The organism is Micromonospora sp. NPDC049060 (genome assembly GCF_040649055.1).
Lineage (GTDB): Bacteria > Actinomycetota > Actinomycetes > Mycobacteriales > Micromonosporaceae > Micromonospora > Micromonospora reichwaldensis.
This window is the reverse complement of sequence record NZ_JBEZEV010000056.1, coordinates 15,679-41,463: the sequence shown is the minus strand read 5'-3', so window position 1 is coordinate 41,463 and position 25,785 is coordinate 15,679. Positions and strand designations below refer to the sequence as shown.

20 protein-coding genes, 1 tRNA gene and 1 pseudogene are annotated in these 25,785 nt (G+C 75.0%); 12 read left to right on the top strand and 10 right to left on the bottom strand.

All coding sequences use genetic code 11. The features are described 5' to 3' along the window. Nucleotides 1-95: 95 nt before the first annotated feature. Nucleotides 96-629 (bottom strand): ISAs1 family transposase, encoded by a 534-nt coding sequence (locus AB0B83_RS19945; protein ID WP_357579433.1) that lies wholly within the window; start codon nucleotides 627-629, stop codon nucleotides 96-98. Here AB0B83_RS19945 and AB0B83_RS19940 point away from each other — a divergent pair. Then, entirely contained in the window at nucleotides 621-1,349 is a 729-nt protein-coding gene (locus tag AB0B83_RS19940) for a zinc ribbon domain-containing protein (RefSeq protein ID WP_357579432.1), read from the top strand. The genes AB0B83_RS19945 and AB0B83_RS19940 overlap by 9 nt on opposite strands. Here the strand turns inward: AB0B83_RS19940 and AB0B83_RS19935 are convergent. Then, nucleotides 1,331-1,414 (bottom strand) — tRNA-Leu (locus tag AB0B83_RS19935). The two genes, AB0B83_RS19940 and AB0B83_RS19935, sit on opposite strands and share 19 nt — an antisense overlap. A gap of 222 nt (nucleotides 1,415-1,636) precedes the next feature. Here AB0B83_RS19935 and AB0B83_RS19930 point away from each other — a divergent pair. From AB0B83_RS19930 to AB0B83_RS19905, 6 genes are all read left to right on the top strand, one after another. After that, the gene (locus tag AB0B83_RS19930) at nucleotides 1,637-4,969 is read left to right on the top strand and encodes a tetratricopeptide repeat protein (RefSeq protein ID WP_357579431.1); all 3,333 of its coding nucleotides are present in this window, start codon (nucleotides 1,637-1,639) and stop codon (nucleotides 4,967-4,969) included. 218 nt (nucleotides 4,970-5,187) lie between these two features. Continuing rightward, entirely contained in the window at nucleotides 5,188-7,758 is a 2,571-nt protein-coding gene (locus tag AB0B83_RS19925; protein WP_357579438.1) for a fibronectin type III domain-containing protein, read from the top strand. A 27-nt stretch (nucleotides 7,759-7,785) separates the two neighbouring features. After that, nucleotides 7,786-8,781, top strand: a complete 996-nt coding sequence (locus AB0B83_RS19920) for a MoxR family ATPase (RefSeq protein WP_357579430.1) — start codon at nucleotides 7,786-7,788, stop codon at nucleotides 8,779-8,781. 12 nt (nucleotides 8,782-8,793) lie between these two features. Then, a complete protein-coding gene (locus AB0B83_RS19915) occupies nucleotides 8,794-9,948 on the top strand; it encodes a DUF58 domain-containing protein (RefSeq protein ID WP_357579429.1) in 1,155 nt (384 codons plus the stop codon). Nucleotides 9,949-10,073: 125 nt separating this feature from the next. Further along, nucleotides 10,074-12,425, top strand: a complete 2,352-nt coding sequence (locus AB0B83_RS19910; protein ID WP_357579437.1) for a transglutaminaseTgpA domain-containing protein — start codon at nucleotides 10,074-10,076, stop codon at nucleotides 12,423-12,425. A gap of 133 nt (nucleotides 12,426-12,558) precedes the next feature. Further along, nucleotides 12,559-13,626, top strand: coding sequence for a DUF2855 family protein (locus AB0B83_RS19905; protein WP_357579428.1), 1,068 nt, complete (start codon nucleotides 12,559-12,561; stop codon nucleotides 13,624-13,626). Nucleotides 13,627-13,675: 49 nt separating this feature from the next. Here AB0B83_RS19905 and AB0B83_RS19900 read toward each other — a convergent pair whose 3' ends face one another. The 6 genes from AB0B83_RS19900 to AB0B83_RS19875 form a co-directional block, all read right to left on the bottom strand. Continuing rightward, nucleotides 13,676-14,320: a response regulator transcription factor gene (locus tag AB0B83_RS19900; protein WP_357579427.1), complete on the bottom strand. Its 645-nt coding sequence runs from the start codon at nucleotides 14,318-14,320 to the stop codon at nucleotides 13,676-13,678. Further along, nucleotides 14,311-15,486: a histidine kinase gene (locus AB0B83_RS19895; RefSeq protein ID WP_357579426.1), complete on the bottom strand. Its 1,176-nt coding sequence runs from the start codon at nucleotides 15,484-15,486 to the stop codon at nucleotides 14,311-14,313. The genes AB0B83_RS19900 and AB0B83_RS19895 overlap by 10 nt, the downstream gene beginning before the upstream one ends. Nucleotides 15,487-15,565: 79 nt before the next feature. After that, the gene (locus AB0B83_RS19890) at nucleotides 15,566-17,827 is read right to left on the bottom strand and encodes an MMPL family transporter (protein WP_357579425.1); all 2,262 of its coding nucleotides are present in this window, start codon (nucleotides 17,825-17,827) and stop codon (nucleotides 15,566-15,568) included. After that, the gene (locus AB0B83_RS19885) at nucleotides 17,824-18,630 is read right to left on the bottom strand and encodes a DedA family protein (RefSeq protein ID WP_357579424.1); all 807 of its coding nucleotides are present in this window, start codon (nucleotides 18,628-18,630) and stop codon (nucleotides 17,824-17,826) included. The genes AB0B83_RS19890 and AB0B83_RS19885 overlap by 4 nt, the downstream gene beginning before the upstream one ends. Nucleotides 18,631-18,791: 161 nt before the next feature. Next, nucleotides 18,792-19,598, bottom strand: coding sequence for an SDR family oxidoreductase (locus tag AB0B83_RS19880; protein WP_357579423.1), 807 nt, complete (start codon nucleotides 19,596-19,598; stop codon nucleotides 18,792-18,794). Continuing rightward, nucleotides 19,595-20,569 carry an LLM class F420-dependent oxidoreductase gene (locus AB0B83_RS19875; protein ID WP_357579436.1) on the bottom strand — a complete coding sequence of 325 codons (975 nt, stop codon included), beginning with the start codon at nucleotides 20,567-20,569 and terminating at the stop codon, nucleotides 19,595-19,597. The genes AB0B83_RS19880 and AB0B83_RS19875 overlap by 4 nt, the downstream gene beginning before the upstream one ends. A gap of 146 nt (nucleotides 20,570-20,715) precedes the next feature. Here AB0B83_RS19875 and AB0B83_RS19870 point away from each other — a divergent pair. From AB0B83_RS19870 to AB0B83_RS19860, 3 genes and pseudogenes are all read left to right on the top strand, one after another. Further along, a pseudogene (locus AB0B83_RS19870) lies at nucleotides 20,716-20,946 on the top strand (low temperature requirement protein A); the annotation flags it as partial. An 82-nt stretch (nucleotides 20,947-21,028) separates the two neighbouring features. Then, the gene (locus AB0B83_RS19865) at nucleotides 21,029-21,763 is read left to right on the top strand and encodes a low temperature requirement protein A (protein ID WP_357579422.1); all 735 of its coding nucleotides are present in this window, start codon (nucleotides 21,029-21,031) and stop codon (nucleotides 21,761-21,763) included. 50 nt (nucleotides 21,764-21,813) lie between these two features. Continuing rightward, nucleotides 21,814-22,698, top strand: a complete 885-nt coding sequence (locus tag AB0B83_RS19860) for a DUF1028 domain-containing protein (RefSeq protein WP_357579421.1) — start codon at nucleotides 21,814-21,816, stop codon at nucleotides 22,696-22,698. A 49-nt stretch (nucleotides 22,699-22,747) separates the two neighbouring features. Here the strand turns inward: AB0B83_RS19860 and AB0B83_RS19855 are convergent, their stop codons facing one another. Next, complete coding sequence (locus AB0B83_RS19855; RefSeq protein ID WP_357579420.1) at nucleotides 22,748-23,416, bottom strand: maleylpyruvate isomerase N-terminal domain-containing protein; 669 nt, start codon at nucleotides 23,414-23,416, stop codon at nucleotides 22,748-22,750. Nucleotides 23,417-23,518: 102 nt separating this feature from the next. Here AB0B83_RS19855 and AB0B83_RS19850 point away from each other — a divergent pair, with 102 nt between their 5' ends. After that, on the top strand, nucleotides 23,519-23,971 hold the full coding sequence (locus AB0B83_RS19850) for a YbhB/YbcL family Raf kinase inhibitor-like protein (protein ID WP_357579419.1): 453 nt from the start codon (nucleotides 23,519-23,521) through the stop codon (nucleotides 23,969-23,971). Between the two features lie 4 nt (nucleotides 23,972-23,975). Here AB0B83_RS19850 and AB0B83_RS19845 read toward each other — a convergent pair whose 3' ends face one another. Next, a complete protein-coding gene (locus tag AB0B83_RS19845; RefSeq protein WP_357579435.1) occupies nucleotides 23,976-24,863 on the bottom strand; it encodes a phosphatase PAP2 family protein in 888 nt (295 codons plus the stop codon). Between the two features lie 84 nt (nucleotides 24,864-24,947). On the opposite strand from AB0B83_RS19845, the gene AB0B83_RS19840 reads away from it, so the two are divergent. Then, entirely contained in the window at nucleotides 24,948-25,640 is a 693-nt protein-coding gene (locus AB0B83_RS19840) for a DUF3159 domain-containing protein (protein ID WP_357579418.1), read from the top strand. Nucleotides 25,641-25,785 lie beyond the last annotated feature (145 nt).

Below are 25,785 nucleotides of genomic sequence, written 5' to 3'. Positions count from 1 at the left end.
CCCTCAACGCCCTGATCCTCGCCTACGGCGACCGGATCGCCATCTAAGAATCTCGATCACACCACAGGCTCAAACACGGAAATCGACACACTCCCTCAGGTGATGCCGAGCAGTGCCAGCGGGCGGGTGCTGTCGCGGGCGTGATGCCGGTTGGCGGCGGCGATGTTGGTGGCCCCGCCCAGGCGTAGGGCGCCGATGGCGGCGTTGCGTAGGGCGGCCATGACCTCGGGTCCGGTGCCGGTGCGGATCTGGCTGCGGTCTTCGTCGTAGGTGACGTCGCGGACCCAGTGGATCTTGTTTTCGATCGACCAGTGGCCGCGGATCCACGCGGCCAGTTGTGCTGGTGTGGCCTGGTGGACGCGGAGGTCGGTGATGGCGTAGACGGTCTCAGTGGTGAAGCGTTTCGGCTGGTCGAGGCGGCGTCTGCGGCGGCGGATCTGGATGGCTTGGGCGGCGTGTGGGAAGTCGATGCCGGTGGAGATCGTCAGGATCTTGCAGCTGCGGATTTCGCGGCGGCCGTGTCCGCGGTCGGTGTCGCGGGTGGCGTCGGGGACTGCCCGCCAGGCGCACTGGTCCACGAACCCCTCGTCGAGCAGGCAGACTTCGACCGCGCCCAGGACATGCTGCACCGGCGCGCCCGTACCGCCACCTCGCCGAAGCGGACCCACCGATCCCGCCACCCCTACATCTTCAAGAGCCTGGTTCACTGCGGCATCTGCGGCCGCAAGATGCAGGGCCAGCACTCCCACGGCGTTGCCTACTACCGCTGCCGCTTCCCGCAGGAGTACGCCCTGGCCAACAAGGTCGACCACCCCCGCAACGTGATCATGCGCGAAGACGTACTGATAAAACCCTTGGATACCTGGCTGGTCCAGGGCTTCGGGCCGTTGCACCGCCGGCACACCATCGCCACGCTCCTCGACCAGGCCCACACCGACATGCCACCCGCGGCCGCAGTCACACCGGAAGGACCCAGCGTCGCCGAATGCGACGCAAAGCTCTCTCGCTACCGCGCGGCACTCGACGCCGGCGCTGACCCCGCCGTGGTGGCCGGCTGGATCGCCGAGACTCAGGCAGAACGGCAACGCGCCGCGCAACGCCACCAAGCGCCGGCCGAAGAAGAAGCCCGCACACCCGCTCGCCTCAGCGAGGATCAGATCATCACCGCTGTCGAGGAACTCGGAGACCTCGTGGACGCCCTGCGGGACGCAGAGCCGGAACACAAGCTGGAGGTCTACCGCAGCCTCGGACTGCACCTGTCGTACGACCCGGAAACACAAACGGTGCGGGCAAGTGTTGACCTTGCCGCGCACCGTTGGGATTCGGTTCGTGTCCGAGGGGGGACTTGAACCCCCACGCCCTATACGGGCACTAGCACCTCAAGCTAGCGCGTCTGCCATTCCGCCACCCGGACCTACTCGTCCAGCCTACCGTGTCGACCAAGGCGATCTTCCACCCGTCGGCCGCCCTGGTGGGCCGCACGGGGAGTTACTGTACACGGCCCGGGTGGATCATGCACATCAGCTTCCGGCCGATGGGTCGCCGCAGGTCGGACGGGTGACCGGACCCGTGTGAGCCGCAGCCAACCGGTGGACCTGGGTAGCGTCCGACAGGCCTCACGCGGCAGCATGGCCACGTGTCCCATCCCTCTCCCCTGGCCGCCGTGCAGCACCGGGCGCTCGCCCTGCGCGCAGCGGGCGATCTCTACTCCGCCCGTCGACTGCTCAACGACGCCGTCGGCTCCGCCCGGCCGCCGTACGGCAAGGACCACCCGGATGTGCTGAGCACCGCGCACCTGCTGGCCCGCCTGCACCGGGAGGCGGACGACCCGGGTGCCGCCCGGCGCGTGCTGGAGGAGGCGTTCGCCGCCGGCGAGCGCCTCTGGCCGCCGTCCGACCCGCTGATGCTTGCGCTCTCCTTCGAGCTGGCCGCCGTGGCGGACGAGCTGGGCAACCGGCACGAGGCACGCCGCAACTACACCCGCGTCGCCACCCTCGGGCCCGCCGTGCTCGGCGCCGACCATCCTGCGGTACGCACGGCACGGCAGTATCTCGGCGACGCCGCTCCCGCCCCTCAACCCGCCCCGCCGGCCGCGCGGCCCGCCATGTCCGCGCTCTCCGAGCCGACGATGTCGCTGGCGGTGCTCTCCACCACCTGGCGGCCGCACGAGCCCGCCGCGGCCGTTCCCCCGCAGCCGCCCGCCGCGCAGCCGACGCCGCACCTCGCGAGCGCCCCGCCGGCCGCCCCGTACACCCCGCCGATCCCGCCGCCGCCACCCGTTCCGGGCGTACGCGGCGTGGGACGCGCCACCCCCGTCGCCCCGGCGCCGCACCCTGCGGCGTCCCCGCAGCCGCCCCACCCGGCCGGCCACGCGGCGCAGATGCCGCCCGCGCCGCCGCAGCCGTATCCGGCCCCGCCGCAGGGCGCCCAGATTCCGCCCCCGCCGGTGGTGCCCGCCCCGCCCCGGCAGGCGTGGACCCCGCCGCCGCCACCCCACGTGCCGGCCCCGCCGCAGGCACCGCATGCCCCCGGGCGAGGGCAGGCCACCCCGTACGCCGCCCCGCCGCAGCGGATCCCGCCACCACCGACGATCCCGCCGCCGCCGGTCGTGCCCGCGCCACCGGGGCCGGCCCGTGCCGCCGTACCCCCGCCTCCGGCGGTGCCGCCCTCGGCGCAGTCGCCGTACGCCCCGGCGGTGCCCATCCCGCCGCCCCCGGTCGTACCGTCGGCGTCCACCGCCGCCCCGGCGCACCCTCAGGTGCCGTCGGCTCCCGTACCGCCGCCCCCGGTCGTCCCGGCGCAACGCCCCGCACCGGCGTCACCGCAGTCTCCCTGGGCGCCGACCCCACCGCCGGCGATGCCGGGTCCCGCCACGCCCGCGCCGCAGCGCCCGCCGCGTCCCGCTCCGCCTGCGACGGCCGGGGTGGCCTCCGTCGTTCCGGCCCCGAGGACGGCGCAGCCGCCGGCCCCGCCAGCGCCGGCGGCCCCGGTGTCGGCTCCGCCTGCCGTGCCGCCACCCGCTCCGCCGCTGCCGCGTCACGCGGCCTCCGCTCCCGTCGTCGCGCCGGAGCCGTTCGCCCCACCCGTGCCGGCCGCGCCGAAGCCGCCCACCCCATCCGCGCCGGCCACGCCGGAGCCAGTCGCCCCATCCGCGCCGGCCGCGCCGGAGCCGCCCGCACAGGCGAGGGCTACGGTGCCCCCAACGGGACCCGCCGTTGCGCCGCGACACCGGGCCGCTGACGAGGTGTCCCCGATCGTCGGCCCGTCGGCCGGAGCTGCGTCACCGTCGAGCACCACGCCGTCCGGAGCCGCGGCCCCGTCGAGCACCACGCCGCCCGCAACGACAGCGGGGCCCGCCGCCCAACCGTTGTCCTCCACCGGTGCGACCAGCGCTGCGGCACCCGGACCGGGCAAGCCGGCTCCCGAGCCCGCCGCGCCGGACGGCCGGTCCTCGCGGCTGACCGGCTCCGTCGACGAGGCCCCGCGCGCATCCGCCCCGGAGGCGACCGCCCCGGCGTCGGAGGCGGCGCCGCCGGAGGCGCCGGAGCGTCCGGCGGGGCCGGCGCCCGGATGGGCCAAGCCGACCATCCAGGTCAAGCAGATCGAACCGCTGCTCGCCGAGGAGATCGCTCGCGCCGCCGGCACTCCCGCCGGGCCGGATGCTCCGGTCAGCCCCGCCCGGTCATCCGAGACGCCACCGCTCGACACGCCACCGGCAGCGGCACACGCCGCGCCGATCAGCGCACCGCCAGTCAGCGCACCGCCGTCGTCCTCCGTCAGCGCGCCACCGACGCCTCCGGTCAGCGCACCGCCCGCGCAGCACCCGACGAGCAGCCCGCCCGTCAGCGCACCGCCGGCGCATCCGACGAGCAGCCCACCATTCAGCGCGCCGTCCGCACATCCGACGAGCAGCCCGCCGTTCAGCGCGCCGTCCGCGCACCCGACGAGCAGCCCACCGTTCAGCGCGCCGCCCGCGCACCCGACGAGCAGCCCACCCTTCAGCGCGCCGCCGCGCGGCGTCAGTACGCCGCCGGTTCCCCCCTTGCCGCCGATCCCGCCCCCGCCGTCGGTGATGCCACCGCCGGTCAGCGCGCCGCCAGCTGTTCAGCCGCCGGTGAGCGCGCCACCCGGGGTTCAGCCGCCGGTGAGCGCGCCACCCGGGGGCCAGCCGCCGGTGAGCGCGCCGCCGTGGAGCATGTCCGCGCCGCCGTGGAGCAGCACGGCTCCCCCGCAGGCGCTCACGGGCGCGCCGACCGACGCCGACACCGACGCCGAGCAGCCGGACGTCGAGGAGGAGTTGGAGCGGGCCGAGTCGCAACGGCAGCGGGAGGAGGTGGAGCAGCCGGAGCCGGAGCGGGAGCGGGTCGACGACCTGCCGCCGGCGTACCTCGACATCGACGAGACGTTCCCGATGAAGGCGCAGCCCGTACGGACCCGGGCGACGGCCGAGCGCCCCGCGCAGCAGCAGGTGCCGGCCTTCCCGCCGCCGCCGGCGTACCCGATGATGCCGGAGCCCGAGGAGGGCGGCCGGAACCGTACGGCGGTCATCGTCGCGGTCGTCGTCGCGGTCCTGGCCGTGGTGGCGCTCGTCGGCGTGGGCGTGCTGGTGCTCAACCGGGACGCGGCGCCGCCGGCGGGACCCGGCTCGCCGTCGGCCGCCGCGCCGTCCGCGTCGGCGGCCGGCCCGCCGCCGGGCGGGCTGACGCTGAAGGACGACTCGGCGACGATCACCCTGAACTGGACGGACCCGGCGGGGGGCGGGGTGCCGTTCATGGTGGCCGGCGGCCGGACCGGCCAGGCGCTGGGTGTGATGGCCACGGTGGACCCGGGCCGGACCAGCTACACGGTCAACGGGCTGAACTCGCGGGTGGACTACTGCTTTACGGTGCTGGCGGTCTACTCGACGGACTCGTTCGCCACGTCCGGGCAGGTCTGCACTGAACGGGAGGGCGACACGCCGTCGAGCTGACCGGACACCACGGCGCGGCGCACACGCTCGGTGTCCACAGGGGGACGGTGCGGGTTCCCATGCCCCCGACCCGGCCATATGATGGCACCCGGCTCAGGGGAGGGTCGCCGTCATGGCGTGCCACCTGCCAGGGACGACACGGGAGGCAGCCGGTAGTGGCCACCATCGACGACGCCGGGCACGCCGGCACCGGCCCCCCGCGTCCCCGGCCCCGCCGGATGCGCGGCGGGGTCGTCACCATCGCGACGGTAGCCGCGCTGCTGGCCGCCATGGGGCTCACCGTCCACGGCCTCGGCGCGGCGGACAACGCGGTGGCGAGCCACGACGCGAGTTCATGGCTGTGGAGCGCCGCGCGCAGCGAGCTGGCCCGCGTCAACGGGATCACCGCGCGGGTCGACACCCGCGTCGGGGTCCCGGGCGCCCGGCGGCACCCGGTGCAGGTCACCCAGACCGACCGGCTGCTGGTCCTGCGGGACCTGAACACCGGGCAGGTCAGCTCGCTGGACCTGGCCACCCTCCAGATCACCGCGACCACCCGGACGACCCCGGGGCTCGGCGTCAACGTAGCCCTGCACGAGGACGCGGCGTTCGTCGTCGACGCCGTGCAGGGCGTCGTCCGGCAGCTCGACCCGCGGTCGCTGACCCCGATCGGCGAGCCGGTGCGCTACCCGCCGGGCATCACCGGAGGATCCTTCGACGGCGAGGGCCGCCTGTGGATCGCGGTGCCCAGCGAGGGCACCGTCTCGGCGGTCACCGCCGCGCCGCTGCCGTCCGCGCCCGCGTCGGCGGCCCCCGCCGGGGCCGGCCTCAGCCCGAAGAAGGTCGAGACGTACGACGTCGCGGACGCCAGCCACGAGTTGGTCGTCTCCACCCTGGACGACGGCGTCGCCGTGCTCGACCGCACCGCCGGGACGCTGGTGCGGGTGCAGGGCGGCAAGGTCCGGACGACGACGCTGACGATGGCCGCGCCAGGCGCGCTGCCGGAGCGGACGAGCGGGCCGGACGTGCCCGTGACGGTGCCCGGCGAGCGGCGGGTGCACGTGGTCGACAGTGGTGGCGCGGTGCGGGCATTCACGGTGCCGGGCGCGGGCGACAAGCTCAGCCCGGCTGTGGCGTGGGCCGGGCGGTACTACTGCGCCGACGAGGCGTCCGGCACGGTCTACGCGTTCGACTCCGGCGGCCAGCTCGTCGACACCATCCGGGGCCGGGGCACCGGGCCGCTGGAGCTGGAGGTGCGGGAGAACCACCTCTTCATCAACGCCCCCGACTCGGCGACCGCGCAGGTGGTGGACGACAAGCACCAGGTCCGCGAGGTCGACAAGTACGCCAACGACGTGCTCGGCGGCGACCCGCCGCCGGCTCCCCCGCCGCCGCCCCCGCCGAAGAAGCCCGAGGTGGGCAAGCCGGGCGCGCCGCGCGGCGTCACCGCCGCCGCCGGCAACGCGCAGGCCCGGGTGAGCTGGCGGCCGGCTCCGGCCAACGGGGCGGAGATCGTCCGGTACGTGGTGCAGGGCGCCGGCCAGCGCGTACAGGTGGGCGCCAACCAGCGGGCCGTGGAGATCAAGGGCCTGACCAACGGCGAGACGTACCGGTTCTCGGTGCACGCGGTCAACGCGAAGGGCGACGGTCCCGCGCGCACCAGTAACCCGGTGACGCCGACGGCCGCGGTGCCGGACCCGCCGGCCGCCGTCACCGCCCAGGAGCGCCCGGACGGCACGGTGCTGGTGAAGTGGCCGGCCGCCAACGGGCAGGGCAACACCATCGCGAAGTACGTGGTCACGGCCACGTCGGCGGGCACCAACGCCCCGGCCGGCGAGTCCCGCAGGACGGAACTGGTGGTGCCGGCGGGCGAGTTGGAGTACGGCACGCAGTACGCGTTCACGGTGGTGGCGGTCAACGACCGGGGCGCCGGCTCGGCGGCCTCGCCGGTGAGCAACACCGTCGTGCCGTACGCGCCGCCGGAGCGGCCGACCGACCTGCGAGCGACCACTGTGGCCGACCGGCCGGGCGCCGTCGCGGTGCAGTGGTCTCCGGCGGTGGCCAACGGCCGGCCGGTGACGAAGTACGTCGTGGACGTGGGCGGGCGCAGCAGCGAGGTGACCGACACCCGGGCCACGGTGGACGGGTTGGGCAACGGCCAGAACGTCACCGTGAAGGTGCGGGCGGTCAACGAGGCCGGGCCCGGCCCGGAGGCCACCGCCACGGCCCGCACGGTGGCCGAGCCCCGCGTCACCGTGACGGGCTCCTCGGCGACCGCCACGTCGGCGACGGTGACGTTCACCGTGGACGCCGGCGGCGGCAAGGCGACCTGCTCGCTGAGCACGAGCGGCGAGCCGGCGAAGACCGGCAACTGCTCCAGCATCACGATGACGGGCCTGACCCCGGGCACGGCGTACACGTTCACCGTGACCGCGAGCAACGCCGCCGGCAAGGGCACCGGCACCCGCGCCCAGGCGACCGACGCCCTCTACGGCATCGCGACCTGCAAGAACGGGCCCGACGGCGACCAGCGGACCTACTGTGACAGGGAGGTCGACGGCCGCAACGGCAACGAGGTCTTCAAGGTCACCCGGCAGGACAACGACCAGCAGGCCGGCTGGGCGAAGCCCGGCACCCGGCTGAAGGCGTACTGCAAGAAGTCGGGCGAGAACGTCGACTCCTGGATCTACAACAACCAGAAGCAGAGCACCTGGTGGGTGCAGGTCGACTTCAAGGGGAAGAACTACATCCCCTGGGCCTGGCTCAACCTGGAGGGCGGCGACGACATCAAGGACCTGCCCACCTGCTGACCCACCCAGGCAAGGAGCACCACCCGCGTGAACACTCCGGAACCGCTCACCCAGCCGGAGGTGCAGGGCTTCGCCGCCCTCGCCGCCCGGCTGGCCGAGAACGTCAACGCGGTGGTGCTGGGCAAGCCCCAGGTGGTCCGGCTGGCGCTGACCGCGCTCTTCGCCCAGGGGCACGTGCTGCTGGAGGACGTGCCGGGGGTCGGCAAGACCACCCTGGCCCGGGCCGTCGCGGCGACCGTGAAGGGGCAGTGGCGGCGCATCCAGTTCACCCCCGACCTGCTCCCCTCCGACGTGTCCGGGGTGACGATCTTCAACCAGGCCACCCGGGGCTTCGAGTTCCACCCGGGCCCGGTCTTCGCCAACATCGTGATCGCCGACGAGATCAACCGGGCGTCGCCGAAGACCCAGTCGGCGCTGCTGGAGGTGATGGAGGAGCGCACCGTCACCGTCGACGGGGTCCGGCATCCGGTGCCGCAGCCGTTCCTGGTGGTGGCCACCCAGAACCCGGTGGAGATGGACGGCACGTACCGGCTGCCCGAGGCCCAGCTCGACCGGTTCCTGGTGAAGCTCTCCGTCGGCTACCCCGACGAGGCGGTCGAGGTGGAGGTGCTGCGCGGGGCGACGGTCCGCTCCCCCGAGGCGCTGACGGCGGTCACCGACACGGCCACCGTCGGGGAGATGGTCCGCATGGCCCGCCGGGTGCACATCGCCGAGCCGCTCTACGCGTACGCGGTGCGGCTGGCCGCGGCCACCCGCACCCATCCGCAGGTGCGGGTCGGCGTCAGCCCCCGGGGCGTGATCGCGCTGACCAGGGCGGCGTGCGCGTACGCGCTTATCGACGGGCGGGGCTGGATCATGCCGGAGGACCTGAAGACCCTGGCCGAGCCGGTCTTCGCGCACCGGCTGCTGCTCACCCCCGACGCGCAGGTGCGCGGGGTGACCGCCGCCGAGGTGCTGCGTCAGGCGGTCGCCTCGGTTCCGGTGCCGCTCCCCTCGGGCCAGCCGGCCCCGGTCCAGGGCTGACCGGCGACGCCGGTGTCCGCGCTCACCGCCCGGTGTGTCGGGCTGCTCGTCGCCGCCGTCGTGCTGCTCGGCGTCGGCTTCCGCTTCGCGTACCCGGAGCTGACGCTGCTCGGGGCGGCGGCCGGCATCGCCGTCGGCTACGCCGTGCTGAGCGCGGCGTGGCGGCCCCGCCTGGAGGTGACCCGCAGCGCCGACCCGGACCGGGTGGCGCGGGGCGAGCCGGCCGCGATGACCCTGACGGTGCGCAACGCGGGGCGGCTGCGGGCGGCGAGCCTGGTGGCCGAGGACCGGTGCGGGGACCGGTCGGTCCCGGTGCCGCTGCTGCGGCTGCGACCGGGCCGGGGCACCACGGTCCGCTACGAGGTGCCGACCGCCCGCCGGGGCGTGGTGCCGGTGGGGCCGCTGCGGGTGACCCGGCGCGACCCTCTCGGCCTGGTGGCGCTGGCCCGCCCGTACGGCGGCACGGTGCCGGTCTGGGTGCACCCGCGCGTGCACCCGCTGAACGCGGTGCCCACGGGGGCGGGGCGCAGCCTGGACGGCCGGGTGGACAAGGTGCCGCACGGGTCGATCACCTTCGACTCGCTGCGTGAGTACGTGGTCGGTGACGAGCTGCGCCGGGTGCACTGGCGGACCAGCGCCCGGGTGGGCGAGCTGATGGTGCGGGAGAACGTGGACACCAGCCTGCCCCGGATCGTGGTGCTGCTCGACAACCGGGCGGCCGCCCATCCGGATCGCCTGGACGGGGTGGCCGAGTCGTTCGAGTCGGCGTGTGAGGCCGCCGCCTCGGTGCTGGTCGCCGCGTACCGCGAGGATCTGCCGGTGGTGCTGCTGCTGGTCGCGCCGGAGCCGGCGGGCGGCGACGCGGCGGCGCAGGGGCCGCTGGACCGGCTCGCGGCGGCGGAACTCGCCGACGGGGGCGACCTTCAGCCCGCCACCGGCCGGCTGCGGCGGGAACGGCTCGGCGACACGCTGGTCTTCCTCACCGGGCCGGGCGGCCGGGAGGACCTGGGGACGGTGGGCGCGCTGCGGGCCGCGTACCCGTCGGTGGTGGTGGGGGTCTTCGGGGCGACGGAGCCGGCGCCGTCGGGCGCGGCCGGCCTGGTGGTGATCGACGCCGCGGACGGGGCGGCGTTCGCCGCCGAGTGGGACGGGGTGCGCAGGTGGTGACGGTGGCCGACGGTCAGGCGGGGCGGAGCACCGGCGGCGGAGCTGGCGACGCCGCCGGGCCGTCCGGGGTCGGCGGCGGAGCTGGCGACGCCGCCGGGCCGGCCGGTGGCGGTGGGGTCGCCCGGGTGGCGCGGGCGCTGCGGGCGGTCCCGGTGCCGCTGGCGCTGATCGCGATGATCGGCCTGGCCGGCGCGGTGCTCGGCCGGGTCTACGCCGGCCCGCTGCTGACCTGGCTGGTGCTCGGGGCGGCGGTGGGCTCGGTGCTGGTCAGCGTGGCCGCCCGCCGGCTGCCCTCGTGGCTGGTCGCACCCGTGTCGGTGCTCGCGATGGCCGGCTGGACGGCCTGGTCGCTGCGGCTCACCGCGACCCGCGCCGAGCTGCCCGGGGGCCTGGCCGAGGTGACCGCGGACGCCGCCGCGAACGGCATCCCCCGGCTGCTGACGGCGATGATCCCGGTGGAGCCGACCCCCGACACGGTGCTGGTGCCGCTGGTCGCCGCGTGGCTGGCCGGTCTCGCCGGGGCGGAGATGGCGATGCGGGCGGGTCGGGTGCTGCTCGGCTACCTGCCGCCGGTGCTGCTCTACGCCGCCGCGCTCTACGTGGTCGGCCCGAACGCCGATCCCGCGATCGGGCCGACGCTGGCCCTCGTGGCCGTGGCGGTGCTCGGCCTGGCGGTGCCGCCGCGCGGGGCGGCCGGCGCCGACGCGGCCGCCGGGCTGGCCCCGGCGGTCCGCGCGGCCGTCCGGGCCCGGCTCGCCGCCGCCTCCGCCGCCGGCCTCGCGGTGGTGGTCGGCCTCGTCGCGCTGCTCGGTCCGCTGCTCGCCGGCCAGGTCGACGGCCGGCCGGTGGACCCCCGGCGGTACGTCGAGCCGCCGCAGGTGGAGACCCTCGACGAGAACCCGCTCATCCGGATATCCGGTTGGGCGCTGAACCCGGGCCAGCAGCTGCTCGAGGTGCGTACGCAACGGTCGGGCCCGCCGGGTTCCGTGCCGGCCGAGGAGCCGGGGCCCACCCCCGGGCCGGGTGCCGCCGCACGCCCGGTGCCGATCCGGCTGGCGGTGCTCAGCGACTACGACGGGGTGACCTGGCGGGTCGGCGCCACGTACCGCAACGCGGGGCGGATCCTGCCCGTGACGGCACCGGCGGCCGACAGCACCGTGGAGACGGTACGGCAGGAGATCACCGTCGCCGGGCTGAGCGGCCGGCTGCTGCCCGCCGTCGCCACCCCACGCCAGGTCACCGGCGCCCGGGTGGCGTACGACCCGACGACCGGGACGCTCATCCGCCCGGAGGGCCTGACCCCGGGGCTGCGCTACGGCGTGACGTCGGCGCTGGAGACGCCCGACTTCAACCTGCTCGCCACGGCGGACGTGCCGGCCGGCGAGGAGGTGGCCCGGGTGCTGCGGGTCGCCGACGGGGTGCCGGAACCATTGCGCCGGCTCGCCGCCCAACTCGCCGAGTCCAACGGCGCCCCGTACGCGCGGGCCGCCGCCGTGGAGCAGTTCCTCGCCGAGCACTACCGCCTCGTCGCGGACGCGCCCAGCGGGCACGCGTACCCGAACCTGAACTTCTTCCTCTTCGGACCCCGCAACGCCGGCGGGCAGCGGGGCACCTCCGAGCAGTTCGCGGCGGCGTTCGCCGTGCTGGGCCGGCTGACGGGGCTGCCGACCCGGGTGGTGGTGGGCTTCCGTGCCGCCGGCGACGGTCCGGTCCGGGCCGGCGACGCGTACGCCTGGCCGGAGGTGCTCTTCGAGGGGCTGGGCTGGGTGCCGTTCGACCCGCTGCCCAGGCCCGACGAGGAACCGCGCCCGGTGGAGGAGGACTTCCGCCCCACGCCGGAGGAGCCGCCCCCGTCGGAGGTGCCGGAGCCCACGGTCGAGCCGACCGTGTCGCCGGAGCCGGTGGTCGCGCCGGGCGGGCCGGCCGGCTCCGGTGGACCGTCGGCGGCGCTGCTGGTCGGCGGCGGGACGGGCGGCATGCTGCTGCTGGTCGCGGCGGCGCTGCTCGCCCTGCTGACGATGCGCCGGGCGCTGACCCGGGCGCGGCTGGAACGGGGCGACCCCGGCCAGCGCATCGCCGGCGCCTGGCGGGAGGTGACCGACGCGCTGCGGCTGGCCGGGCACCCGGTCGGCGGGGACCTCTCCGCCTCCGAGGTCGCCGCCCACGCCCGCGCCGTGCTCCCCGTCGCTGACGCCAGGACCGGAACCGGCACCCCGGCCGACCCCGCCGGCCCTGACCCGGCCGGCGCAGGCCGGCCGGGCAGCGCGGCGGGCGAGGGGGATCTCGACGCGCGGTTGGTGGGCCTGGCCGGCCTGCTCAACCAGGTGGCCTTCGCGCCGGGAACGGCCACCGCCGAGCAGGCCGCCGTGGCCGTCACGACGGCTGGCGACTACGTCGCGCGGTTGCGCGCCGCCCGCCCCTGGTGGCGCCGCATCCTGTGGGCCGTCCGCCCCGGTCCGCTGCGCTGGCCCCGCTGAGCCTTCGACGGGCTGGTCGCCCGCGACGCCACCAGCGGCGTCCCGACGCGTCTGCCCGTCAACCGGACGGCCAGTGGGATTTTGCACTCACAGTGCACTTGTCTCGGGTTCCGCGCCTGCCTAGCGTCAGCTCATGCCTGATTCCTGGACGTTCGCCGTGGCCCGTGACGACCTGGGCCGGACCACGATCACCGAGGGCGCGACGCCCGCACTGGCCGACGGCGAAGCGCTGCTGCGGGTGGACCGCGTCGGCCTCACCGCCAACAACGTGACCTACGCGGTGCTCGGCGACGCGATGCGGTACTGGGAGTTCTTCCCGCCCGGCCCCCGCGGGCTCGGCCCGCAGTGGGGACTCCCGCCACTGTGGGGCTTCGCCGAGGTGGTCGCGTCGACGGTCGACGGGGTCACCGCCGGGCAGCGGGTCTACGGCTACCTCCCGCCGGCGGGTCACCTCCTGCTGCAACCGGACCGGGTGGACGCGTCCGGATTCCGCGACGCGAGCGGACACCGAGCCGACCTGCCCTCGCCGTACAACGTGTACCGGTCGACCACCGGCGACCCGGCGTACCGGGAAGACCAGGAGGACCTGCTGGTCCTCTTCCGGCCGCTGTTCTTCACCTCCTTCATGCTGGCCGACCAGGTGGTCGACAACGACTTCCACGGGGCGGCGACCCTGGTGCTGTCGTCGGCGTCCAGCAAGACCGCGTACGCCGCCGCGTTCGAGCTGCACGGCCGGGGCCCTCGCCTGGTCGGGCTCACCTCCCCCGGCAACCTCGCGTTCACCCGGTCCCTCGGCTGCTACGACGACGTCCTCACCTACGACGACATCGCCGCCCTCGACGCCGTACCGACCGTCTATCTCGACCTGTCGGGGGCGCCCGCCATCCGCGCGGCCCTGCGGCGGCACCTCGGCGACCGGCTCGTACGGGACGTCGCGGTCGGGCTCACCACCCAGATCCCGAACGCCGACGCCGCCGACGAGGTGTTCTTCGCCCCGGTGCAGATGCGCAAGCGCCGCCGGGACTGGGGGCGCGACGGGCTCGACCAGCGGTTCGCCGACGCCTGGCGACGGTTCACGGGAGTCGTCAGCGGGTGGCTCGACGTCCGGGTCGACGCCGGCCCCGACGCTCTGGAGCGCGCCTGGCTGGAGGTGCTCGCCGGCCGGACGCCGCCCCGCGTGGGTCAGATCGTCCGCCTGTGAGCGAGCCCCGCGCGCAGCCTGGTCGGTACGGGCCGGCGCCCCTGGGCGGCTACGAGCCGAGGTAGTGCAGGATCGCGAGGACCCGGCGGCTGTAGCCGGTCACGTGGGAGAGGTCGAGCTTGTCGAAGATGGTGTTGATGTGTTTCTCGACCGCGCTCTGCGACACGTGCAGGCGTTCGGCGATGGCGGCGTTGGTGTGCCCCTGAGCCATGTGGTGCAGCACGTCGCGTTCCCGTGGGGTGAGGCGGTTGAGCGGGTCGCTGTGGCTCGTGGCGGACATGAGCTGCCGGACGACCTCGGGGTCGAGCGCCGTGGCACCAGCGGCGACGCGGTCGAGTGCGTCGAGGAAGTCCTCGACCTGGGCGACGCGGTCCTTCAGGACGTAGCCGACGCCTTCGGACCGATCGGCGAGGAGCTTCGCGGCGTAGCGCTTCTCGACGTACTGGGACAGGACGAGCACGGCGACGTGGGGCCACCGGCGGCGGATCTCCAGCGCGGCCCGCAGTCCGTCGTCGGTGTTGGTGGGCGGCATGCGGACGTCGGTGACGACGACGTCGGGACGGTGCTCTTCGACGGCGGTGACGAGCTGGTCGGCGTCTGCGGCGGCGGCCAGCACCTGGTGTCCCTCGTCGGCGAGGAGACGGACCAGCCCCTCGCGGAGCAGGGTGGAGTCTTCGGCGAGGACTATGCGCACGGCAGCTCCGCTCGGATCGTCGTGGGGCCCCCGGGCGGGCTGTGCACGTCGAACCGGCCGTCGAGCGCGGCCACCCGGCGGGCGAGTCCCTGTAGGCCACTGCCGTGCGGGTCGGCGCCGCCGACGCCGTCGTCGCGTAGGCGCATCTCGATCGTCGTCCCCCGCGCCTCGATGTCGATGGCGACCAGGGAAGCCCGGGCGTGTTTGGTGGCGTTGGTGATGGCTTCGCAGGCGACGAAGTACAGCACGGTCTCGATCGCCCGGGCGGGCCGGACTGGCACGTCGTAGCTGATCCTGACGGGGGTCGCCGATCGTTGCGCCACCATGCTCAGCACCTCGTCCAGGGTGGTGTGGTCGAGTGCGGCGGGGTAGACCCGCCAGGCAACGTCCCGCAGCTCGTCGATGGCGCGTTGGGCGTCCTCGTGGGCCTGGGCGAGCAGCGCCCCCGCCTTGTCGGGGTCGCGGCTGCGGCGCGCCCGCCCGAGCAGCATGCCGAGGGCGACGAGGCGTTGTTGCAGCCCGTCGTGCAGGTCGCGTTCGATGCGCTGGCGCTCGGCGTCGACCGCGGCGATCACGCCGGCCCGGCTGACCGCCAGCTCGCTGATCCGCCGCTGCAACGCCTGGCGCGTGTGGGATTCGAGCAGGTTGCGGGCAAGCCAGCGGTCCAGTGTGGCCACGCTGGCCATCGCCTGGAGGTTCACGACCAGCAGGGCGGTCCCGATGAGCCCCTGTGACAGGAAACCGGCCAGGCTCATGGTGCCCGCCACGAAGGATCGCACCACGATGGCGGCGAGCACGGCGCCGACCACGAGCAGGCCGACGGTGAGCACGCCGAGCGCCGCCGGTAGGAGCCGGGCGGCGAGATAGCCGAGCACCCGCGGTCCGCTCGCCCGCACCGGTGGCGGGGCTGGTTCCAGGGCCATGTCGGCCAGGCGGCGCCGCTCCCACTCGGCGACGCGTCGGGCGTACCGGACGGTGGTGGCGCCGACGCGGCGGCGCGCTGCCGGCACCGGCGAGACCGCGACCACGGCGAGCCCGGCGAAGAGCAGGAACAGCGACTCGGCCCCGGCGGTCAGGACGCCGACCGCCACGCCCGCCACCGGCCGGCCCCTGCGGGCCACGGCGCCGCTCCACGACCGCCGACCGTGCGTCGCGCGCTCTGGCACCGGTTCCTCCCTTCGTCGCTCGTGTCGTCCCGGGTCGGCGGCGGGCGGACGCGTGTCCGGCCGTCCGCCGCCGACCCGGCTACCGGTCACCGGCGACCATGATGACCTGCGTGTCGGCGTCGCTGTCGCGCGGTGTGGCATCGGTCCTGCGGCGGCCGGTGAGGAATCTCGGGGCCCACCAGTTCGCCTCGCCGAGCAGCCGCATGAGTGACGGCAGGACGACCGCGCGGATGATGGTGGCGTCGATCAGGATCGCGGCGGCGAGCCCCACGCCGAGTTGTTTGAATTCGACGATCGACAGGGTCGCGAAGATGCAGAAGACGGCGACCATGATGATCGCGGCACTGCTCACCGTGGACGCCGACGAGACGATGCCCTGCTCGATCGCCTGCCGGGTCGGCACGCCGCGCTGGACCGCCTCGCGGATGCGGCTCACGACGAACACGTGGTAGACCATCGAGAGCCCGAAGAGGATGACGAACAGCATCAGCGGCAGCCAGGACACGACCGCGCCGTTGGAGGTGAACCCGAGCAGGCCCTCCGCCCAGGTGTGCTGGAAGACCAGCACCAGCAGCCCGTACGAGGCGGCCACGGAGATCGTGTTGAGCAGGATCGAGGTCAACGCCACCACCACCGACCGGAACGTGACGAGCATGACGAGGAACGTCATGCCAAACACGAACGCGACGACCGGCGGCAGCGCCGCGGCCATGCGGTCGCGGAAGTCGGCGTCGCTGGCCGTACGGCCGGCCACCGCCCACTCGGTGTCCGGGACGGTGCCGACGGTCTGCGGCAGCAGCTCGTCGCGCAGCCGTCGCAGCGACAAGGTCGCCTCGCTGCTGTCGCTGGCGCCCGTCACCCGGACGGTGGCCAGGAAGACCGTGCCGTCGGCGGACCTGCGCACCGTCGGGGGGCGGCCCTGGGCGAACCGGCCGTCCCCCTCGATCCGCGAGGCGAGCTCGGCGATCTCCCGCTCGACGGCCGGCCCGCCCGCGGCGTCGGTGCGGATCGCGACGACGTGGCTGGTGCCCAGGTCGTTGCCCGGGAACGCCTGCGCCAGGCGGTCGTAGGTGCGCAGGATCGGGATCGAGCGGGGCAGGTCGGTGGAGGTCGGCCGCTTGAGGTTCATCTCCAGTGCGGCAACGGCGACGACGACCAGCACTCCGACGGAGAGTACGAACGTCGCCAGCGGCGCGCGCAGCGCCGGGCGCAGGACCACCGCCCAGAAGCGGCTGCGTGCCGCCCGCTGGATCCGCCGCCCCAGGAAGGGCACCCGTGGCCGGTCCACCCAGCGCCCGAGGATCACGAGGATGGCCGGCAGGACGGTGAGGGATCCGATCACCGCCACCCCGACGACCAGGATCGAGCCGGTCGCCATCGAGCTGAACGCGGTGTCGCCGACGAGGAACAGGCTGGCCATGGCGACCATGACGGCGATGCCGGAGACCAGTACCGCGTGCCCCGAGGTGGCGGCTGCGATCTCGACCGCGCTGCGATGGTCGCGCCCGCGCGCTCGTTCCTCCCGCTCGCGGCGCAGGTAGAACAGGGAGTAGTCGACACCGACCGCCAGGCCGATCAGCAGGATGATGCTGCTGACGAGTTCCCCGGCCGGGAAGATGTGCGAGGCGAACTGGGCCAGTCCCATGGCACCGGCCACGGCCGACAACGCCAGCACGACGGGCACTCCGGCGGCGATCAACGCGCCGAAGCTGAACAGCAGAATCACCAGCGCCACCGGCACGCTGATCAGCTCAGCCTTGACGAAGTCCGCTGCCAGCGTCTCGGTCAGCGCCTTCGACAGGGACGCCGACCCCACCTGTTCCACCCGCAGGTCGGGATGCCGCTGCTGTGCCTGCCCGGTGGTCTCCAGCAGCGGCCCGACCCGTGCGTCGGCGTCCTTGGCCACACCGGTCAGCTCGACCTCGATCAGCACCGCGTCGCGGCTCGGGGAGGTGACCGGGTCGCCGACCCGCGCCACCTCGGGCACCGCCCGCAGCCGCGCGGACAGGTCGGCCGCCACCGCCTGGGCACGTGGGAGGTCGAGACCGCCGGTCCGCGCCGTGATCAGCACGCTCTCCACCGGCGGAGCGTCGGGGAACGCGCCGGCCTGTTCGATGCGGTCCGCGCGGGCGAGTTCCCCGTGCAGGCTGTCCTGCGTGGTGGCCTTCACCGTGCCGACCAGGCTGCCACCGAACACGCTGGCCACCACGAAACACAGCCAGGCGGTGATCGCGAGCCAGGGATGGTTGGCGCTCCACCGGCCGACCCGCGTGGTGAAGGGCACCCGGACGGCGTGCCGCCGGCGGCGACCCACCGGTGCGCGGTCTCCGACGCCCGTCATCGGCCGTCCGCCGACCGGCGCGGGGTCCCGTACACCGTGCCGCGTACGGCCGGGTGTCCGGAGTGGACGTACGGCTCGACGGGCACGCCCGGCCCGAACCTGTCCGGTTCCACCCCGTTCCCCGTCGCCGGTCGCGGGCGGAGCGCCCTGACCAGCCGGGAGACGACGAAGTACCCGGCGGCGAGCGCGCAGGCCACGATGACGACCTTCTGGAACGTCCCGGCGTACGCCTCGACGGAGTGCCAGTTCTCCCCGAGCAGGTAGCCGGCCATCACGAACAGGGTGTTCCAGATGAGGCTGCCCAGCGTGGTGTAGAGCAGGAAGGTGGCGAGCGGCATCCGCTCCACACCGGCCGGGATGGAGATGAGGCTGCGGAAGATCGGGATCATGCGCCCGAGGAATACGGTCTTCGCCCCGTGCCGGGCGAACCACGCCTCGGTCCGGTCGATGTCGCTCACCTTGACCAGCGGCAGCCGCGCCGCGATCGCGCGGACCCGGTCGCGCCCGAGCGCGGCGCCGACGTGGTACAACACGACCGCGCCCACCACCGAACCGATCGTGCTCCAGAGGATCGCGGCGAACAGGTTCATCCTGCCCTGCGCGGCGGTGAACCCCGCCATCGGCAGGATCACCTCGCTCGGGATCGGCGGGAACAGGTTCTCCAACGCGACCGCCAGGCCGACACCGGGGGCGCCGAGCCCTTCCGTCAGATCGGTGACCAACCCGGTCAGGCCGCCCTGCGACGGATCAGCCTCCTCGGCCAACCGGCCGGCGTGCATCGACACCTGCGACAAACGGATCATGCCGATGACGCTATGAACTCGCCACGGCCCGGACCATGAGGTCGACCGCCGGCCTCAGCGGGCCGACCGCAACCGCCGGGGTGCGGAAAACCGCACCCCCACCGCCGGCCGGAGCAGGCCGGTCCCCGCACTCGACGTCGAGATGCTGCCGGGATGCGTGATCAGGGACGGGGCTCCTGGGAGCGGAGCCGGCGGACGAGTTTGCGCAGGCCGGACTGCCAGCCGTCCGGGTCCTCCGCCTTGCGGCGGGCGTAGTCGGCGACCTCGGGGTGCGGGAGGATCAGGAAGCGCTCCTCGGCGATGCCGGCGACCGCCGCGTCGGCGACCTGGTCGGCGGTGAGCACCGCGCCGGAGGCGGCCACGACCCGGGCGCCCAGGTGACCGGCGGCCAGCCCGTCGGCGAGCATGGGCGTGTCCACGCCCTGCGGGCACAGCGCGCTGATCCGGACGCCCTGGTCGCGGTAGGTGACGGAGAGCCACTCGGCGAAGCCGACTGCGGCGTGCTTGGTGGTGGCGTACGGGGCGTCGCCGACCGAGGTCAGCACGCCCGCCGCCGAGCAGGTGTGCAGCAGGTAGCCGCCGCCTCGGGCGAGCATCGCCGGCAGCACCGCGCGGGCCGCGTAGACGTGGGAGAGCACGTTGACCCGCCAGGCGCGGTCCCAGCCGGCGTCGTCGACCTCCATCCCGCCGCCGGAGGTGACGCCCGCGTTGGCGCAGAACAGGTCGATGCGCCCGTACCGCTGCTCGGTGTCGGCGACCAGCGCGCGGACCTGCTCCTCGTCGGTCACGTCCAGCCGGACGGCGTGGGCGACCGGGCCGAGGCCGTCGGCCACCGCGCGGGCCGCGTCGGCGTCGAGGTCGGCCACCACGACGGCGGCGGCGCCCTCGGCGGCGAAGCGGCGGGCCAGGGCGGCGCCGATGCCGCCGGCCCCACCGGTGATGATCACCACCCGGTCGGTGAGGTTCACCGCGACCCACCCCCGCCCAGGCGGGCGATCAGGTCCCCCAGCGCCGCCGCGCCACCGGCGGCGAGTTCGAGGGTGGGCAGCAGGGCCAGCACCGGTACGTCCACGCCGGCGTCGGCGTAGCGGCGGACCTGCTCGCGGCAGTGCTCCGGCGAGCCGTGCAGCACCAACGCGTCGACCACGTCGTCGGGCACCGCCGCGCCCGCGCCGCGCCGGTCCCCGGCGGCCCAGGACCGCCACATCGGCCCGAGCACCTCCTCCCGGCCGAGCCAGCGGTGGAACTCGGCGTACGCGGGGACGGTGAGGTAGCTGGTGATGAGCCGGCGGCCCAGGGCGCGGGCGTGCGCGGCGTCCTCGGTGGGGCAGACGAAGATCCGCGCGACCACCTCGAAGCCGGGGCGCCGCTGGCCGACCTCGGCGAGGGCCCGGGGCACGTCGGTGGCGGCGAGCCAGTTGAGGATGACGCCGTCGGCCTCGGCGCCGGCCAGCCGCAGCATCCCCGGGCGCAGCGCGGCGAGCAGCACCGGCGGCGGCACGGCCGGCTTGCGGTCCAGGGTGAAGCGGCGCACGGCGAAGGTGTCGTACTCCTCGTCGACGGTCTCCCCGGCCAGCGCCGCGCGCAGGAACCGCAGCACGTCGCGGGTGCGCCGGAACGGCTCCTCGAACGGCACGGCGTTCCAGTTGCCCACGACGACCGGCGAGGACGCGCCGATGCCGAGCGCGAACCGGCCCGGGGCGGCGTCGGCCAGCGCCGCCGCGCTCATCGCCAGCAGCCCCGGGCCCCGGGTGAAGACCGGCGTGATCGCGGTGCCCAGGCGCAGCCGGGGCTGCCAGGCGGCGGCGAGTGCCAGCGGGGTGAACGCGTCCGCCCCGTTGACCTCCGAAGACCACACGTCGGTGAAGCCGGCCCGGTCGAGGGCCGCGTAGATCGCGGCGTGCTCGGCGAGCGGGATGCCGTCCAGCGGCACAGTCATGCCCCATCGCGTCGTCATCGGTCGATGGTGCCCGCTCGCCGCGTCCCGGAGCAAGATCCTGTGACTTTCCCGGATACCGCGAGCCCGGCACCCCCGGGTGGTACGACTGCCTGATGGGCCCCGCAGCGAGTGGAGGCCGCTGACCGATGGCCGCCAGCGGCAGGCGACACCTCACGCTCCACACGAAGGACACGGGCAGGGCGACCTTCCTGGAGCTCTTCGACCTGGTCTTCGTCTTCGCGCTCACCCGCATCTCCGCCCGTGCGTTCGAGGATCTCGCCCTGGAGCCGGGGGGCAGCACCGGCTGGGCACCGCTCACCGGCGGCGGCAAGACCCTGCTGCTGCTCTTCGCGCTCTGGGCGGTCTGGCAGGGCACGGCGTGGACCACCAGCCGGTACGACCCGTACCACCTCTGGCTGCAGCTGGTGGTGATCATCGATCGTCTTCAGCGCCAGCGGCGTGCTGTGGATCGCCGGCGCGTTTCTGCCGAGCACCCCGCGGGTCGTGTGCTGGACGGCGGCCATCGCGGTCGAGTACGTGGCCGCGCGGCTCGGTTTCCCGGTGCCCGGGCTGGGCCGGTCCAGGACGTCGAAGTGGGAGATCGCCGGCGAGCACCTGGCCGAGCGGTACCAGCAGTTCTTCCTCATCGCGCTGGGCGAGACGATCCTGGTGGCCGGGTTCGCCTTCGACGCGGGCACTCACGATCTCGCCCGGACCACCGCCTTCGCGCTGGCGTTGGCCACCTCCATCGTCCTCTGGCGGATCTACGTCCAACGGGCCGGGCAGATCCTCGGCGAGGCGGTCAGCAAGGCCCGGCACCCGGCCGACCTCGGTCGGTCGGCGGCCGACACCCACCTGGTCATGGTGGTCGGCCTGACCGCCGTCGCGATCGGCTACGAACTGGCGGTCGAGCATCCGCTCGGCCAACCCGAGGCGTCCTGGATCGCGATGATCATCGGCGGGCCGGCGCTGTTCCTGCTCGGCCGGGCCCGCTTCGAGTACGAGGTGTTCGGCCGCGTGTCCCGGTCCCGGTGGATCGCGGCACTCGTGCTGCTGGCCGCCGTGCCCGTCCTGACGCACCAACCGCTGCTGGTGTCGGCGGCCCTGGTCGTCGTCGTGTTGACCGGGGTCGCGCTCGCCGACGCCCGTCGGGCCAGGGGTCGCCCGCCGGAGCCGGCGGCCCCACCGCTGTAGCCATCGACATGCAGGGATCTATACCCGGTGACGCGGGATAGTCTCCATGCGTGACCTTCTCGCTCGTCGCCCGCTCCGCCGACGGCCGCCACCACGGCGTCGTCGTGGCCAGCCGGTTCCTGGCCGCCGGCGCGCTCGTGCCGGCCGCCGAGGCCGAGGTCGGCGCGCTCGCCACCCAGGCGCACGTCAACCTCGCCTACCGCCCGCAGGGGCTGACGCTGCTGCGCACCGGGGTGGCCGCGGCCGACGTGGTGGCGGGGCTGGTCGCCGCCGACCCGGACCGGGACCACCGCCAGCTCGGCGTGGTCGCCGCCACCGGCGTGGGCGCGACCTGGACCGGGCCGAGCTGCCATCCCTGGGCCGGCGGCCAGGCCGGCGACGGCTGGGCGGCGCAGGGCAACATCCTGGTTGGCCCGCAGGTGATCGACGCGGTCCGGGACGCCTGGCTGGGCGGGGCCGCGCTGCCGTTCCCCGACCGGCTGCTGGCCGCGTTGCGCGCCGGGGACCAGGCCGGCGGCGACCGGCGCGGCCGGCAGAGCGCCGGGCTGCTGGTGGTCGAGCGCGGCGGCGGGTACGACGGCACCGGCGACGTGCTTGTCGACCTGCGGGTCGACGACCACCCCGATCCGGTGACCGAGCTGGGGCGGCTGCTCGCGGTGCACACCCTGCTCTTCGGCCGGCCCGACCCGGCCACCCTGCTCGACCTGACGGGCGCGGTCGCCGCCGAGGTCGGCGCGCTGCTGGGCGCGCTCGGTCACCCGGTCGACCCGGCGCGGCCGGAGGAGGCGCTCTTCTCCTGGGCCGGCCTGGAGAACCTGGAGGAGCGCCTGGTGCCCGGCCGGATCGATCCGGTCGTGCTGGACCACCTGCGCCGGGCCGCCCCGCACGTGCCCGCCCCGCGCCCGGAGGCGGACCCGCTCGGCGCCGACGCCTGACAGCCCGCCCGCCGGGCCGGGCCCGGTGCCAGCTCGGGTCCCGCCCGGGTCAGCCGCCGAAGGAGAGCCAGCGGAAGCCGGCGGCGTCGACGACGGCCCGCTCGCGGTCCGTGAGGCCGGCCCGGCCGGTCGCCTTGCGGATCAGCGTGAGCCGGTCCCAGCCCAGCCCGGGCGGGACCGATCGTCCGCCGGTGAGCAGGTCGGCGACGACCTCCGCAGCCGTCGGCGTCAGCCACGGCCGCCGCTCCAGCGCCGCCGCCAGGTCCAGGCCGTGCACGCCGACCTCCACCACGCGGGTACGCAGGAACTCGGCGAGCGCCATCGCGTCGCCGTGCCGGGTGCGTACCACGCGACCCGGCGGTGCGGCGTCGACGGCGTCGAGGGCGGCCCGCCAGGCCCGGTCGAAGTCGGCCACCAGGGCCGGACCGTCGAGTTCCCGGGCCTCCCGCCGGCCGCTGTCGACGCGGGCGGCGTCCACGGACGGGGTGAACTTGGCGGCGCCGTAGTAGGCGGGGGCGTCGACCTCGGCGCGGAGCGGGGCGGGCGCGGCGAGCATGTCGACCAGCCGGCCCGCGCCGGTGCGTACGTGGGCCAGCAGTTCGCGTACGGTCCACGGCCGGCAGTCGGTCGGCCGGTCGAGATCCGCCTCGTCGACGCCGCGCAGCACCTCGCCGAGGCGCTCGCACTCGTCCCGGAACGCCGCCCGTACGCTCTCCACGATCCCCTCCCCCGTCCCGCCCGACCCTCTCACACCGGCGCGGCCGTTTCGGGGCCCGCCCGGCGGGTACGCGCGGCCGGGCCGACGAGAGGAGCGCCAGGGATGGCCGGGATCATGCTGCGCAGCACCGCGTTCAACGACCACGACATGCTGCCGAGCCGCTTCTCGAAGGAGGGCGGCAACGTCTCGCCGCCGCTGGAGTGGGAGCGGGTGCCGGAGTCCGCCGCCGAGCTGGTCCTGCTCGTCGAGGACCCGGACGCGGGTAGGACGCCGTTCCTGCACTGGCTGGTCACCGGGATCGCGCCGAGCGCCGCCGGGGCGCCGGAGGGCGGCGTGCCCCTTGGCGGTCGCGAGTGGCCCAACGACTTCGGCACCACCGGGTGGGGCGGCCCACACCCGCCTCAGGGCGACGATCCCCACCGGTACTTCTTCCGGCTCTACGCGCTGGACCGGCCGCTGGAGTTGCCCGGGACGCCACGGGCGGACGAGGTGCACCGCCTGCTCGTCGAGCGGGACGCCGCGAGCGGGACGATGGTCGGCACGTACTCCCGCTGAGCGGTCAGCCCTTGACCCGGGGCACCAGCCGGTGCACGGCGGCGAGCACCAGCGCCATGACCAGGCCCATCGTGCCGACGATCCCGGCGGCGCTGCCGGCGTAGCCGACGAGGAGCGGCCTGCGGGCCAGCTCGCTGGGCGGGGTGGCGCGCAGGTCGACCAGCCAGGAGAGGGCGAACCCGCAGGCCACCACCGCCAGTACGCCGCCGACGCCGAGCACCGTCGCGGCGACCCGGTGGGCGTCGGCCGACTCCACCTGCGCCTGCTCCCGCTGGGTGATCAGCAGCACCAGCCCGGCCAGCGCCGCCCAGACCCCGACGATCAGGAACGCGGCCACCGCGTCGCTGGGCCGGTGCCAGCCGGCGGAGAGGGTGGCCACCCCGGCGATCGCGGCATAGCCGGCGCCGAGGAAGGCGCCGAACACCCGCACCTTGCGCGGCAGCACGAGCATCAGCGCGACCGCGACCGAGGCGGCGACCGTGGCGTGCCCGCTGGGCAGGCTGTTGCCGGCGTAGATCCGTTCGGGGTCGATGCCGAAGTCGGGCCGGGCCAGGCCGTACTTGAGCAACTGGGTGGTGGCGTTGGCGCCGGCGATCAGGAGGGTGGCCGTGACGGCCAGGGCGATCCGGCCCCGGATCAGGGCGATGAAGCCGATCACCGCGGTCGCCGCCAGCAGCGAGACGACCGACATGGCGTTGAGGATCCGGTTCACCGGCTCCTCGATGTGGTCCTGCCCGATCCGGTTGCCGGTCAGGGCGACGGTGTCCACCCACTGGCCTATCTCGACGTGCACGGCGACCCGCCACACAGCGATGAAGGCCGCCGCCTGGACGAGCGCCAGGACGACCAACCAGACCGCGGTCCAACCCCTCGGCGTCGTTCGCACCCGCACACCGTAGCGGCAGGCGCAGCCCGGTCGGCGGGTGGCCTGTCGCATGGCTACAGCTAGGTTGGTGGCGGACGTGAGGAGGGTGCGGTGACGCGTACACCGGAGGGTGCGCCGGCCCCGACGGACCGGCCGGAGACGCTCGCGGACCTGCTCGGCGGGCGCCGGGGCGCGGTCGACGCCAGCCTGCCGCCGGTGGCGTTCGCTCTCGGTTGGCTGCTCGGCGGGCACTCGCTGTGGGGCGGGGTGGGCGCGGCCGTGGTCACCGGCGCCGCGCTGGCCGGCTGGCGGCTGCACCGGGGCGACCGGCCGCGTTCGGTACTGGTCGGGCTGCTCGCCGTCTGCGTGGCCGCGCTCGTCGCGTTGCGCACCGGTCGCGCCGAGGACTTCTTCCTCGTCCAACTGCTGTCGAACGCGGCGAGCGCGCTGGCCTGGGTGGTCAGCATCGTGGTGCGCTGGCCGCTGCTCGGGACGGTGGTGGGCGTCGCGCTCGGCCAGCGGACCCGGTGGCGGCGGGATCCGGCGCTGCTGCGCGCGTACGGTCGGGGCAGCTGGGCGTGGGCGGCGTCCTACGTGCTGCGGGTGGCGGTGTTCCTGCCGCTGTGGCTCGGCGGTCAGGTGGTCGCGCTGACGGTGGCCCGGGTCGTGTTGTCCTGGCCGCTGGTGGCGGCGGTGCTCGCGGTGAGCTGGGTGGTGGTGCGCCGGTCGTTGCCGGCCGGTCACCCGGGGCTGCGCCACCCGGTCGTGCCGGCCCGTGCGCCGGTGGAGCCGGCGGGAAATTAAGGGAGAGGCCGCCACGGGGGGAGCGGCCTCTCCGGTGACGTACGTTACTCCGTCCCGGCCCCATGCGTGATCCCGTGGTGGCCGATTTTTCGGGCGTTTTCGCGCCCGGTGCATATCCGGGTGTGGTGGGGTGGGCCGGTTGCCC

Coding starts and splice junctions, on each gene's coding strand:
- AB0B83_RS19940 (WP_357579432.1), top strand. CDS start 621: ATGCTGCACCGGCGCGCCCGTACCGCCACCTCGCCGAAGCGGACCCAC.
- AB0B83_RS19925 (WP_357579438.1), top strand. CDS start 5,188: ATGCGCGGCGGGGTCGTCACCATCGCGACGGTAGCCGCGCTGCTGGCC.
- AB0B83_RS19905 (WP_357579428.1), top strand. CDS start 12,559: ATGCCTGATTCCTGGACGTTCGCCGTGGCCCGTGACGACCTGGGCCGG.
- AB0B83_RS19890 (WP_357579425.1), bottom strand. CDS start 17,827: ATGACGGGCGTCGGAGACCGCGCACCGGTGGGTCGCCGCCGGCGGCAC.
- AB0B83_RS19885 (WP_357579424.1), bottom strand. CDS start 18,630: ATGATCCGTTTGTCGCAGGTGTCGATGCACGCCGGCCGGTTGGCCGAG.
- AB0B83_RS19875 (WP_357579436.1), bottom strand. CDS start 20,569: ATGACTGTGCCGCTGGACGGCATCCCGCTCGCCGAGCACGCCGCGATC.
- AB0B83_RS19850 (WP_357579419.1), top strand. CDS start 23,519: ATGGCCGGGATCATGCTGCGCAGCACCGCGTTCAACGACCACGACATG.